Source organism: Streptomyces odontomachicola, from assembly GCF_039605595.1.
In the GTDB taxonomy this organism is placed as follows: Bacteria; Actinomycetota; Actinomycetes; order Streptomycetales; family Streptomycetaceae; genus Streptomyces.
In genome coordinates this window covers 1-12,688 of the sequence record NZ_JBCFOK010000003.1, presented here as the reverse complement: position 1 = coordinate 12,688, position 12,688 = coordinate 1, and the positions used below count along the sequence as shown (strand labels likewise).

The following is a 12,688-nucleotide window of genomic DNA, read 5'->3' as shown; positions in this document are numbered from 1 at the left end:
CAGGAAGGAGCACCGTGCCGCAACGCGACAGCACAGCGCGCCCCGGCCGGGCGCCCGGGTCGCGCCCCACCACGGGCACCCTGTTCGCCGCGCTCTACGGGGAGTTGGCGCCGCACCCCTGGCGCGGCCACGACTCGGAGCACGACGCGTATCAGCTCTTCCATCAGTACGCGCTCGCCATGGGCTGGCTCGACGACGGGGACGGCGGGGGCGGTGCACCCTCGGCGCCCGGGCTGTGGGGGATGAACGACGCCGGTTGGGATCACCCGCTGGGTCTCCACGACTCCGGGCTGGTCTCGTGGTTCCAGGTGGAGGCGGGTGCGGTGGCCCCGGATCGGCCGCTGCCCGTGCGGCCGTTCCTCCGCTGCTCCGAGGTCGCGACGGAGCGGGCCGGCGAGCTCGGCCTCTCCGCCGTCCAACTCCTGCTCCCCGTCCAGGGCCTCGACGCCTCGGTCCGGCCGGCGTACGCGCGGGTGCCGTCGATGCGCACGGTGCACTGGTTCGCCGAGCCCGATCCGCGTGCCCGTACGGCGGTGCGGGTCGGCGTCGACAGCGGCCAGGACCCCTCGGTTCCGGCCGTCGGTCAGCAACTCGCCGACGAGCTGGGCCGCTTGGAGCAGGCCGTGTTCACCTGCACCGGCCACCACCTCGCGGAAGGCGACCATGTCGGGAGCATCCCGCCTCCGTTCGGAGACGCCCTGTGGAACGGGCCGTCCGGCCGCGCGCTGGTGCTGGAGGGCGAGCTGTGCGAGTGGTCGACGGATGCGATCGGCTGGCTGGCCGAGGCCATCGCGGACTGCACCGCCCACCTCGGCGCCCGTACGCCGCTGTTGCTGACGATCACGCGGTCCGACGCCGACGCCTGATCCCGGTGCAGTGACCGCCCGACTGGTGGTGGGCCCGCCGCCGGTCATCGGCGCGGGCGAGGACCATCTGCGCCGCCTCGCGAAGACCGCCGACGAGATGGCCGCGCTCTGCCGTTCCCGAGGCGTGCCCTTCGTGGGTACGACGCGGGAGCTGGCCGGCGATGCGGTCTGGGCCGAGGAGGCCATGGCCGGTGACGGGGCGCACCCCGGCAGCGGCGGCTACCGGAGGCTGGCCGAGCTCGTACTCGAAGGGCCGTGGCACGAATGGATCGCCCGGCCGGGTAGGTGACGCCGCGTCAAGTGGCTGGGGGCGGCGGACTTCACAAATCGCCCGGCCTTCTACGTGACCCCGCGTCAGGTGGCTGGGGACGCCGGGCGTCACACCGCTCGCTCAGCAACACTGCGCCGCCGGAGTGACGCTTCCGTCAGCCTCTGACCAGCATCGTTCCCGTACGGGTGAGGCTGTCGCACCCGCCGCATGCCGCTGCCGCGCGCGGAAATCGTCTGGCCGAAAGCCAGCCGTCCTCCAGGGGGGCCGCTCGTGTCCTCGGACCGAGCGGCCCTCCTGCGCGCCTCAAGGAGCATGCGCATGACCCCTCCCGCTCTCGACCACCACACCACCGACTACCAACTGCCCCACGTCTACTGGCTCGCGAAGGCATCCGAGCTGGCCTACCAGGACGACGAACAGGTCCACGCGAAGATGCAGGAGTGGGGCTTCGACCGGGTGCGCTGTCTGTCGGGGCGCAATCCGGGGCCGCTGCCGATGGCCGACACCCAGGCGGTGGTCGCGGGAAGCGGCAACATGGTCATCGTGGCCTTCCGCGGCACCGAGCCCACCAAGGTGCGCGACTGGCTCAGCGACGTCAACGCCCCCGGCAGCGCGGGGCCCGGCGGCCACGGCATGGTGCACGTCGGCTTCAACCAGGCGCTGGACGCGGTGTTCACGCAGCTCAAGGACACGCTCGCGGAGTTCCGCGACCAGGGCCAGACGCTGTGGATCACCGGGCACAGCCTCGGCGGCGCCCTCGCCATGCTGGCCGCTGCCCGGCTGCACTTCGAGGACCCGCGACTGCTGGCCGACGGCGTCTACACCTTCGGCCAGCCGCGTACCTGCGACAGCGCACTGGCCGAGTCCTACGACAGCGCCTTCGCCACCCGCCACTACCGGTTCGTCAACAACAACGACATCGTCACGCAGCTTCCGACCGACCCGCCGTACCACCACGTCGACGCGGTCCGGTACTTCGATTCGGACGGCCGCCTGCACGAGTCGGTGTCGACCCTGGGCGGGCTCGGCGACCACGCGAAGGGCTTCGCCACCAACGCCTTCGCGCCGGGCACCGACGCCATCCAGGACCACTACATGAAGAACTACGTCTCCTGCCTGGAGAAGGCGGTGGGCTGAGCGACACGGCCCGCCCGGTTCGGGCCAGGCGGATGAGGGACGGGCGGGCCCCGGCTCGCCCGTCTCCGCACTCCACGGCGTCAGGCCCCCGCGGCCCCCTCCCCCACCGGCACCCTCCACCGCACCCGCGTGCCGCCGCCCGGCGGGCTGCTCAACTCCAGCTCGCCGCCCAGGCGTTCCGCGCGCTCGGCGAGGTTGCGGAGGCCGCTGCGGTGGGGTTCGGGCGGCAGGCCGCGGCCGTTGTCCTCGACGGTCAGGGTCAACCGCCCGCCCCTGAGGTCCAGTTGTACGTCCACGGCGCTCGCCCCCGCGTGCCGGGCCGTGTTGCTGAGCGCCTCCTTGAGCACGGCGACGATCTGTTCCCCCACGGCCGCGGGGACCTGGGTGTCCACCAGCCCCTCCACCCGGAGCGAGGGCGCGAAGCCGAGCAGCGTGGCCGCCTCGCCGATCTCCGAGGCGACCCGGGAGCGCAGCCCGGCGCTCTCGCCGGTCTCGTGGGTGCGCAGCCCGAAGATGGTCGAGCGGATGATCTTGATGGTGGTGTCCAGGTCGCTGACCGCGCGCTCCAGCCGTTCGGACAGCATCGGGTGCCCGGAGAGGCGCTGGGCGCTCTGGAGCGTCATGCCGGTGGCGAAGAGCCGCTGGATGGCCAGATCGTGCAGGTCGCGGGCGATGCGGTCGCGTTCTTCGAGGAGCGTCATCTGCTCGGCGTCGCGCCGCCGTTCGGCGACCTCCATGGCGAGGGCCGCCTGCCCGGCGAAGCCGAAGAGGTACGCGGCCTCGTTCTGCCCGAAGGGGCCGCGCCCGGCGGCGCGCGCCAGCATCAGCACCCCGCGCACGGCGGCCCCCGCGCCCATCGGCACCGCGACGGCCGGGCCCAGGGCCTCCCACTCCGGGATGTCGGCGCCCAGCGCGGGGCTGAACGCCGGTTCGGTCGTTCCGAGCGCCGTTCGCACGAACTCCTCGGCCGCCGGGGGCAGCGCACCGCGGCGCACGCCGTCCAGCGGGCCCGAGGCGACGGCCGTACGGAGCTGCTCGTCGCCCTCGACGGGCAGGACGACGAGGCCGAGTTCCGCGCCGGTGATCTCCCGCGCGCTGTCGACGATGAGTTCCAGGACGTCGCCGCGCGGAGCCCCCGACAACAGCGCGGCCGTCACCTCCCCGCCCGCCGCCGCCCAGCGTTCACGACGCCGCGCCTCCTCATACAACTGCGCATTCTCGATCGCCACCCCCGCCGCCACCGCCAGCGTCGACAGCACCGCCTCGTCCTCGGCGTCGAACTCCTTCGCCCCGCGCTTCTCCGTCAGATAGAAGTTGCCGAACACCTCATCGCGGACGCGAATGGGCACCCCGAGGAAGGAGTGCATCGGCGGATGGTTGGGCGGGAAACCGTACGAGGCCGGATGCTCCGACAGCTCCGAGAGACGCAACGGCTCCGGATGACGGATCAACTCCCCCAGAATCCCGTGCCCGCGCGGCAGATCCCCAATCACCGCCCGCTGCTCCTCACTCACCCCCACCGTCAAAAACTGCGCCAGCTCCTGCTCCTCCCCCACCACACCCAAAGCCCCGTACTCGGCATCCACCAGCACCACCGCGGCCTCCACGATCTGCCGCAACACCTGCGACACCTCAAGACCCCGGCCGATCGAGAGCACCGCCTCCAACAAACCGTGCAACCGATCCTGCGTCCCCCGCACCGAACGGATGCGCCGCTCCATCTCCTCCAGCAACTCATCCAGTTGCAGCCGGGGGATGCTGTCCTTGCCGCCGCCCCCGCCACCCGTGTTCGCCACTGCCCCACATCCTCATGCGTCGCCGCCCCCTGGCCGTCACCGTAACCGCGCTTCCCCCGCCTCGGCTGCGCGACGAACGGCCGCCCGCTGCCTTACCGTTCCCGGTCACGGGCCCCCGGTGCCCCGGCGATCATGCAACAGCACGGAGCCCTCGTACCTCGCCTCGCGGGAAACCGGCCGGATCGCGAGGGGTCGGCAGCGGGTCGGCAGGGGTCGGCGAGGAGTCGGTGACTCGCGGCGCATGGCCTCCGCAGGGGTCCATGCGGGCCCGCACGGGTCCGCTCGGCCCCCGCGCTCCGGCCTTCCGGCTCCGGGGGCGCGGCCTTCCGGCTCTATTCGCGCCCGTGCGCTCCACCGCACAGTGGGGGCGACCGGGCTCGGGGAGGCGCCGGCCGCGGGGTCAGGGCCCGGGGCCTTCGGGGAGGAGCGCGCCATGCCATCCACCACGTTCGACGCGGCGACCCTGGAACGGCTCATCTCCGCCGCCGTCGCCGCCCCTTCGATCCACAACACCCAGCCGTGGCGCTACCGCCTCGACCCCGACACGCTCACCCTGCTCGTGCGCGCCGAACCCGAACGCGGCCTGCGCCACACCGACCCCGCAGGGCGCGCCCTGCTCCTCTCGGTGGGCGCCTCCGTGCTCAACCTGCGGGTGGCGATCGCCCACTTCGGCTGGCGCCCCGTGGTCAGGCTGCTGCCCGAGCCGGCGGACCCCTCGCTGCTCGCGACCGTACGGCTGGCGGGGGCGCCGCGCACGGGGACGCTGCTGCGCGCGGATCTGTACGACGCGATCTGGCGGCGCCACAGCAGCCGCTTCCCCTTCAGCGGACGCCCGCTGCCGGCGCCCGTACGGGACGAGCTGGAGGAGGCGGCGCTCAGCGAGGGCGCGCTGCTGGAGTTCCCCGAGCGGCGGGAGCGGCAGCGGCTGCTCGGGCTCACCGCCGAGGCGGAGCGCCGCAACCGGGAGGACGCGGACCGGCGCGACGAGAGCCGCGGCTGGATCCACACCCCCGCGCACGGCGGGGTGGGCCTCGCGCCGGTGTCCCTGGGGCCGCAGGACGCGCGGGGCCGGCTGCCGCTGCGCGACTTCGGCGCCCACCGCCCGGCCGCGCCGCTGCCCAGCCAGGCCTTCGAACGCGACCCCGTCCTCGCCCTGTTGAGCACGGCGCACGACCGCCGCGCCGACTGGCTGCGCGCGGGGCAGGCGCTGCAGAACGTCCTCCTGGTGGCCACCGCGCACCGCCTGCGCTCCTCACTCCTGCACCAGGCGCTGGAGTGGGCCGACCTGCGCTGGGCGCTGGCCGGAGCGGTCACTCCCGTGCCCGGGCGGTACGCGCAGATGCTGCTCCGCCTCGGCGAGGGCCCGCAGGGCCCGGCGTCCCCGAGGCTGCGGCCGGGAGAGGTGCTGGACTTCGAGACCCCGGAGTCCGGGACACGGCCCGGGCCCGGGACACGGGAGGAGCCCCCTTCCGGAGGGTGACGCACCCGCGTCGGCACGCCTGGACGCGGCCCTCGCGTCACTGCGCTGAGCCACCCGTACCGGGCCCCAGGCTCAGCCGGCATGTCTCCCCCGGCGCGATCGTCGCGTACCGGTCGCGGCATCCCACGCGCAGCGGCTCGCGCGCGGTCGCGGGGAGGTGCACGCTCATCTCGCGCGCCGTGACGCGCACGTGGATGCCCCAGTGGCTGCGGAAGCGCACGGAGAAGCCGAAGCGCGAGAGCTGCGGCAGCGGTACGGGGTCCAGGCACAGGGTGCCCCGGCAGGTGTCCAGGCCGGAGAGCCCGCGCTGCACCAGGTCGAGCGTGCCGGCCATCGCGCCGAGGTGGATGCCCTCCTCCGTCGTGCCGCCCTGCACATCGGCCACGTCACCGAGCAGCGCCTCCTGCACGTACCGCCACGCCTCGGGCCGCCGCTCGCGGGCCAGGATCCAGCCGTGCACCACGCCGCTGAGGGTGGAGCCGTGGCTCGTGCGCGGCAGGTAGTAGTCGACGGTGCGGCGCCACAGGTCCTCGTCGAAGGGGTAGTCCAACTGCGCGAAGAGGGCGGCGAGTTCGGCGGGCGTGAAGAGGTAGCCGAGCATCAGCGCGTCGGCCTGCTTGGACGCCTGGTAGCGGTTCACGGTGTCGCCCTCGGCCTCCAGGATGCGGTCGAGCCGGCGGATGTCCCCGTACTGCTTCCGGTACGCCTCCCAGTCCAGCTCCGCCAGCTCGCCGTAGCCCTCGAACTGGCTGATCACGCCGCGGTGGAAGGGCACGCGCAGGCGGTGCGAGATCTCCGTCCAGCGTTCCAGTTCCGGCTTCCCCAGGGACAGTTGCTCCAGCAGCTCGGCCCGGCGCGGCGCGGGCAGCGAGCGGGTGAGCTCCAGGGCGCGGGCCAGCACCCAGGCGGCGGTGACGTTGGTGTACGCGTTGTCGTCCAGGCCCGGGCGGTCCGCGTCCGGGTAGCCCTCGTGGTATTCGTCGGGGCCGACCACGCCGCGGATGCGGTAGCGCCCCTCGCCCGGGTCGAACCGCGCGCAGGACGCCCAGAATCGGGCGATCTGCAGCAGCATCTCCGCGCCCCTGGTGTGCAGGAAGTCGCGGTCGCCCGCCGTCCGGCAGTAGCGCCAGACGTTGTACGCGATGGCCGAGCCCACGTGCAGCTGGAGCCGCGAGCTGTCCGGGAGCCAGCGCTGCGAACGGGGGTTGAGGTGCAGCGTCTGCGTCTCCTCCCGCCCGTCGCTGCCGCTCTGCCACGGGTACATCGCCCCGCTCAGCCCCGCCTCGGCCGCCGCCCTGCACGCGCGGCCCAGCCGCCGGTGTCGGTACTCCAGCAGCGCCCGTGACACCTCGGGGAAGTGCAGGTCGAGGTAGCGCAGCACGAAGAGTTCGTCCCAGAAGACGTGCCCGCGGTACGCCTCGCCGTGCAGCCCGCGCGCCGGCACGCCCGCGTCCAGCCCCGCGGTGTGCGGGGAGAGCGTCTGGAGTACGTGGAAGAGGTGCAGCCGCAGAATGCGCCCCGCCTCCCCCGGCACCTCCAGCTCGGCGTGCTGCCAGATGTGCTTCCAGGCGGTGCGGTGGGTGCGCAGCAGCTCCTCGTGTACGGGGGCTTCGCGCACCTCCTCCAGGGCGGCGGCGAGCGGTTCGCTGATGGCCCGGTCCCGCGAGGTGAACAGCGCGACGGTCTTCTCCACCGTCACGGGGACGCCCAGCCGCAGCGGGAGGGTCAAGCGCTGGGCGGCGCGGAGGGCGGAGAGCTCGGTGCGCGGGGTTGGCGTGTGCGCTTCTTGGTCGTGCGCTTCTTGGTCGTGCGCTTCTTGCTCGTGCGAGTCCGGCGCGTGTGGGTCCAGCACGTGCGGGCTCGGGTCGTGGGCGGCCAGGTCGTGCGCCGCCGGTGTCTGCGCGCCGGACGTGTGCGCGCCCTCGATCCGCGTACGGGCCGCCAGGGCGATGCCGATGCGGGAGGCGCTCGTGCGGCAGCGCAGCCACACGGTGTCCTCGCTCCGGTCGTCCCGCCCGGTCCGTACGGCGGTGAGGTGGCCGCCCTCCAGCAGGCGGTAGCGCTCCACGCCGGTGTTGGCGACGTCGCCGTCCAGCGCGGACTCGATCTCCAGGGTGACCGGGCGGTCCTCCGCCGTGAACGTCGTGTGCAGCAGCGCCAGATGGGGCCGCTCCATGTGCACCAGCCGCTGCTGGTCCACGCGGATGCGGACGCCGTCGGCGTCCTCAAAGCGCAGCCGCCGGGTGAGGGTGGCGTGCCGCAGGTCGAGGGCCTGCCGGTACTCCAGCAGGCCGGGCCCGTCGGGGGTGAGCCAGGGCCCCGGCGGGCCCTCGCCGCGCAGGGTGCGGAAGCGCAGCGGCAGCCAGTCGGGGAGGTTGACCAGGTCCTCGTTCTCCACCTGCCGCCCGGCGATGGTGGAGGTCAGCCGGTTGTAGCAGCCCGCAGCGTAGGTGCCCGGGTAGTGGTGCGGGCCCGCCGGGGTCTCGGGGGAGGCGCCGCGGGTGGCGAACAGGCCGTTGCCGAGGGTGCACAGGGCCTCCCGCAGGCGCTCATGCTCCGGCTCGTACCCCTCGTACCGCCACAGCCATTCATTCATCGCTCCCCCTACTCCTCGGAATTCCCCTCGGACTCCTCCTCAGGCGCCTCCTCAGGCGCGGACAGCAGTTGGGAGAGGTCGGTGACGGTCATGTCGGCGCCGTGCGCGAGGAGTTCGGCCGCCGTGCCCGGGTCCTCGGTGCGGTCGACGCCGATGACCAGGCCGAATCCGCCGCGGCGTCCGGCCTCCACGCCGGCCAGCGCGTCCTCGGCGACGGCCGCTGCCGCCGCCGGCACCCCCAGCCGCGCGGCGGCCGTCAGGAACAGCGCGGGGTCGGGCTTGCCCGGCAGTCCCAGCCGGGCCGCCTCCACGCCGTCGACCACCACGTGCAGCAGTCCCAACAGGCCCGCCTCCGCGAGGAGATCGCGCGCGTGGCGCGAGGCGGAGACGGCGGCGTGCGGTACCCCCTCGGCCTCCAGCGCGCGCAGCAGCCGTACGGTGCCGGGCCAGGTCTCCACGCCGCGCTCCCGCAGCAGGGCGGCGAAGAGCTGCTCCTTGCGTGCGGCGATCGCGCCCGCCGTGGCGGAGCCCGGGGGGTCCTCCGGGGTGCCCGCCGGTACGTGGATCTTGCGGGAGGCGAGGAAGGCGACCGCGCCGTCCAGGCGGGACTTGCCGTCCACGTGGCGCCGGTAGTCGCCGGTGTCGAACGGGCGGCGCTGCGCGGGATCGCGGGGCGGGTGCTCCCTCAGGTACGCGTCGAAGGTCTCCTTCCAGGCGGCGGCGTGCAGGCGCGCGGAGTCGATGAGCACCCCGTCGGTGTCGAACACCACGGCGTCCACCGCCCCCAGGCGCTCGATGAGAGGTCCGGCGCGCATGCCCATCGCCCCCTCACCCCTCCCCCGCCCAGCTCCACTCCGCGATCTCGGGCAGGTCCGTGCCGTGTTCGCGTATCCAGGCGCGGTGGCGGGTGCGGGTGTCCTCCATCGCCTGGCGCAGCGCGGCGGCGCGTACGGCCAGTCCGGGCACCCGGTCGATGACGTCCATGACCAGCCGGTAGCGGTCCATGTCGTTGCGCACGACCATGTCGAAGGGCGTGGTGGTGGTGCCCGACTCCTTGTAGCCGCGTACGTGCAGGTGCGGGTGGACGGCGCGGCGGTAGGCCAGCCGGTGGATGAGCCAGGGGTAGCCGTGGTACGCGAAGATCACCGGCCGGTCGCGGGTGAACAGCGCGTCGAACTCGGGGTCCGTCATGCCGTGCGGGTGCTCCCCGTAGGCCATCAGCCGCGCGATGTCCACGACGTTGACCACGCGTACGGCCAGTTGAGGCAGGTACCGGCGCAACAGCGCGGCGGCCGCCAGGACTTCCTGGGTCGGTACGTCGCCGGCGCAGGCCAGCACCGCGTCGGGCTCGCGGCCGCCGTCCTCGGTGCCGGCCCACTCCCACACGCCGGCGCCGCGCGCGCAGTGCGCCCGGGCCTCCGCCATGTCCAGCCAGTCGAAGCAGGGCTGCTTCCCGGCGACGATCACGTTGACGTAGTCGCGGCTGCGCAACGCGTGGTCGGCCGCCGAGAGCAGGGTGTTGGCGTCCGGCGGCAGGTAGACGCGCACGACGTCCGGGCTCTTGTTGAGCACATGGTCCACGAAGCCCGGGTCCTGGTGCGAGAAGCCGTTGTGGTCCTGGCGCCAGACGTGCGAGGTCAGCAGGTAGGTGAGGGAGGGGATGGGCCGGCGCCAGGGCAGGGCGCGGGAGACCTTCAGCCACTTGATGTGCTGGCTCGCCATGGAGGCCACGATCGGCGCGAACGCCTCGTAGCAGGAGAAGAGGCCGTGCCGTCCGGTGAGCAGATAGCCCTCGAGCCAGCCCTGGCACAGGTGCTCGGACAGCACCTCCATGACCCGGCCGTCCCGGCTCAAGTGGTCGTCCGACGTGGCCATTTCGGCCTGCCACGCCTTGCCGGTTGCGGTGAAGACCTCCTGGAGCCGGTTCGAGGCGGTCTCGTCCGGGCCGACGATGCGGAAGTCCCTGCGCTCCGCGGTGTCCCGCATGAGCCGCGCCAGGAATGAGCCCAGCACGCGGGTGGGCTCGTGCAGGGAGGCCCCGCGCTCCTTCACCTCGACCGCGTACTCCTCCAGCCGCGGCACCGGCAGCTCGCGCGTGAGGAGGCCGCCGTTGGCGTGCGGGGTCGCGCCGAGCCGCCGCTTCCCCTCGGGCACGCACTCCAGCACCTCGGCGCGCGGGCGGCCGCGCTCGTCGAAGAGCTCGCGCGGCCGGTAGGAGCGCATCCACTGCTCCAACTGCTGGAGGTGGCCTGGGTCTTCGCGTACGGAGGCGAGCGGGACCTGATGGGCGCGCCAGGTGCCCTCCACCTGCTGCCCGTCCACGGTGGCTGGGCCGGTCCAGCCCTTGGGCGTACGCAGCACGATCACGGGCCAGGGGGCCGCCCTGTACACGCCGTCCTCGCGTGCGGTCTGCTGGATGCGCCTGATGATGTCCAGCGCCGTGTCCATCGCGTGGGCCATGGCGCGGTGCACGGCCAGCGGGTCGTCGCCGGCTGCGCCCGTGACGTGCAGCGGCTCGTGGCCGAACCCCCGCAGTATGGCGTCGAGTTGGTCCTGCGGGAGCCGGGACAGCACGGTCGGGTTGGCGATCTTGTACCCGTTCAGGTGCAGGACCGGCAGCACGGCGCCGTCGTGCACGGGGTCGAGGAACGCGGTCGAGTTCCACGAGGCCGCCAGCGGTCCGGTCTCCGCCTCCCCGTCGCCGATCACGCAGGTCACCAGCAGGTCGGGATTGTCCAGCGCGGCTCCGTAGGCGTGCGCGAGGGAGTAGCCCAGCTCGCCGCCCTCGTGGATCGATCCCGGGGTCTCGGGTGCCACGTGCGAGGGCACGCCGCCGGGGAAGGAGAACTGCCGGAACAGCCGCTCCATGCCCGCCGCGTCCCGCCCCGCGTCAGGGTACGTCTCGCCGTAACTGCCCTCCAGCCAGGCGTTGGCCAGCACGGCGGGCCCGCCGTGTCCGGGGCCCCATACGCACAGGGCGTCCAGGTTCCTGGCCTTGATCAGGCGATTGAGGTGGGTGTGGACGAGGTTGAGCCCCGGCGTGGTGCCCCAGTGGCCCAGGAGGCGGGGCTTGATGTGCTCGGGGCGCAGCGGTTCGGTCAGCAGCGGGTTGGCGAGCAGGTAGATCTGCCCGGCGGCGAGGTAGTTGGCCGCACGCCAGTGGGCGTCCAGCGCGCGCAACTCCGCCTCCCCGCACCGGGACTCGGGCGGGGTTCCGGGCGCCGAATTGGGCGTGACCTGCACCGTTGCCTCCACGTGTTCGGGGGCGGCCCGGGACGCACGCGAGGTGCGCGGCGCTTGCGGCATGCGCGATGCGCACGGTGTGCGCGCCGCACTCGGCATGCGCAGCGCGCACGGCGTACGCGGTGGGGCGCCGGATACGCGGCACATGCTGCTCGCGCGCGACGGCGGGGGCCCAGGGCCGGACGGTGCCGCGGCGGGGGCCGGTCGGCCCTCGCGGGGCCTGCGTTGTGGGCTGATGCCCGTCCACCGGGACCTTCGGCCTCGTGGGGAGCCGTGCGGTCCTGGCCCGGGCACCGTGCGGCCCCTGCTGCGGGCCGTGCCGGCGCCGCACGCTGGCGGTGAGGGGAAGGGGATCGCGATGTCACTCCCGGCCGAGCACCGCGTACGCGATGTCCATGCGCTGCTGTCCGACGGCACCACGGCCCGCATCCGCGCCGCGGGGCCCGAGGACGCCGGACTCGTGGAGCGCTTCTACGCGCGGATGTCGCCGGACAATCTGCGACTGCGCTTCTTTTCCGTCGGCGGCAGTTCGGCGCAACAGGCCGCACGACGCCTGCGCGCCATGGACAGCGCATACTCTCGGACGCTGGTCGCCGAGGTGGCGGGACGGCTTGTGGGCATCGCCGAATACGTGCTGCCCCAGGCTCAGCGCTCGCAGGGCGCCTCCCCCAGCAACGTGGGCGCGGGCGCCGACTCCCGCGAGGACGGCCACGAAGGTGAGCGCAGCACCCCACCCGGCGACCGCGCCGCGGAGATCGCGCTGGCCGTCGCCGACGCCTGGCACCACCGCGGGATCGGCACACTCCTGCTGGAGCACCTGGTGGACGCGGCGCGCGCCGCCGGGATCACCGCGTTCCTCGCCGACGCGCTCTCGGAGAACCACGAGATGCTCAAGGTCTTCGCCGACCTGGGCCTGCGCACCACGCGCCGCTTCGACGGGCCCGAAGTGCACTGCACGGTGCGCCTGGAGCCGGACGAGCGCTATCTGGAGGCGGTCGACGCGCGGGCGAGCGCCGCCGACGTCGCCAGCATGCGGCCCCTGCTGGAGCCGCGCTCGGTCGCCGTGGTCGGCGCCGGGCGGGAACCGGGCACCCCCGGCCACGAAGTGCTCAAGAACCTCTGCGCCGGCGGCTTCACCGGCATCCTGCACGCCGTCAACCCCAAGGCCCGCGCCGTGGCGGGCGTCTCCTGCTACCCCTCGGTGATCGCGCTGCCGTCGCCCCCGGACCTCGCGGTCATCGCCGTACCCGCGCACGTGGTGCCCGACGTGGCGGAAGAGTGCGGCGAGAAGGGCGTACG

9 protein-coding genes are annotated in these 12,688 nt (G+C 73.7%); 5 read left to right on the top strand and 4 right to left on the bottom strand.

Annotated features, from left to right (window positions below):
• Positions 1 to 14: 14 nt before the first annotated feature.
• The 3 genes from ABEE00_RS05390 to ABEE00_RS05380 all read left to right on the top strand — a co-directional run bounded on the left by ABEE00_RS05390 (position 15) and on the right by ABEE00_RS05380 (position 2,274).
• A complete protein-coding gene (locus tag ABEE00_RS05390) occupies positions 15 to 866 on the top strand; it encodes a hypothetical protein (RefSeq protein ID WP_345744082.1) in 852 nt (283 codons plus the stop codon).
• A 10-nt stretch (positions 867 to 876) separates the two neighbouring features.
• Positions 877 to 1,155: an SGNH/GDSL hydrolase family protein gene (locus tag ABEE00_RS05385; RefSeq protein WP_345744081.1), complete on the top strand. Its 279-nt coding sequence runs from the start codon at positions 877 to 879 to the stop codon at positions 1,153 to 1,155.
• Between the two features lie 300 nt (positions 1,156 to 1,455).
• Positions 1,456 to 2,274 (top strand): lipase family protein, encoded by an 819-nt coding sequence (locus ABEE00_RS05380; protein WP_345744080.1) that lies wholly within the window; start codon positions 1,456 to 1,458, stop codon positions 2,272 to 2,274.
• Positions 2,275 to 2,354: 80 nt separating this feature from the next.
• Here the strand turns inward: ABEE00_RS05380 and ABEE00_RS05375 are convergent, their stop codons facing one another.
• On the bottom strand, positions 2,355 to 3,995 hold the full coding sequence (locus ABEE00_RS05375; RefSeq protein ID WP_345744516.1) for a sensor histidine kinase: 1,641 nt from the start codon (positions 3,993 to 3,995) through the stop codon (positions 2,355 to 2,357).
• Between the two features lie 508 nt (positions 3,996 to 4,503).
• Here ABEE00_RS05375 and ABEE00_RS05370 point away from each other — a divergent pair.
• Positions 4,504 to 5,550 carry an Acg family FMN-binding oxidoreductase gene (locus ABEE00_RS05370; protein WP_345744079.1) on the top strand — a complete coding sequence of 349 codons (1,047 nt, stop codon included), beginning with the start codon at positions 4,504 to 4,506 and terminating at the stop codon, positions 5,548 to 5,550.
• 37 nt (positions 5,551 to 5,587) lie between these two features.
• Here the strand turns inward: ABEE00_RS05370 and ABEE00_RS05365 are convergent, their stop codons facing one another.
• From ABEE00_RS05365 to ABEE00_RS05355, 3 genes are read right to left on the bottom strand one after another with little or no spacing between them, the layout of a single operon-like run.
• Positions 5,588 to 8,146: a glycoside hydrolase family 65 protein gene (locus ABEE00_RS05365; RefSeq protein ID WP_345744078.1), complete on the bottom strand. Its 2,559-nt coding sequence runs from the start codon at positions 8,144 to 8,146 to the stop codon at positions 5,588 to 5,590.
• 8 nt (positions 8,147 to 8,154) lie between these two features.
• Entirely contained in the window at positions 8,155 to 8,967 is an 813-nt protein-coding gene (locus ABEE00_RS05360; protein ID WP_451918499.1) for an HAD family hydrolase, read from the bottom strand.
• A 7-nt stretch (positions 8,968 to 8,974) separates the two neighbouring features.
• Positions 8,975 to 11,389 (bottom strand): phosphoketolase family protein, encoded by a 2,415-nt coding sequence (locus ABEE00_RS05355; protein ID WP_345744076.1) that lies wholly within the window; start codon positions 11,387 to 11,389, stop codon positions 8,975 to 8,977.
• A 358-nt stretch (positions 11,390 to 11,747) separates the two neighbouring features.
• Here ABEE00_RS05355 and ABEE00_RS05350 point away from each other — a divergent pair.
• A partial coding sequence (locus tag ABEE00_RS05350; RefSeq protein ID WP_345744075.1) for a GNAT family N-acetyltransferase occupies positions 11,748 to 12,688 on the top strand: 941 nt, incomplete at its 3' end.

Excerpts from the sequence above, each read along its gene's own strand:
- ABEE00_RS05360 (WP_451918499.1), bottom strand. The coding sequence starts at position 8,967 with ATGGGCATGCGCGCCGGACCTCTCATCGAGCGCCTGGGGGCGGTGGAC.
- ABEE00_RS05380 (WP_345744080.1), top strand. The coding sequence starts at position 1,456 with ATGACCCCTCCCGCTCTCGACCACCACACCACCGACTACCAACTGCCC.
- ABEE00_RS05375 (WP_345744516.1), bottom strand. The coding sequence starts at position 3,995 with ATGGAGCGGCGCATCCGTTCGGTGCGGGGGACGCAGGATCGGTTGCAC.
- ABEE00_RS05365 (WP_345744078.1), bottom strand. The coding sequence starts at position 8,146 with ATGAATGAATGGCTGTGGCGGTACGAGGGGTACGAGCCGGAGCATGAG.
- ABEE00_RS05370 (WP_345744079.1), top strand. The coding sequence starts at position 4,504 with ATGCCATCCACCACGTTCGACGCGGCGACCCTGGAACGGCTCATCTCC.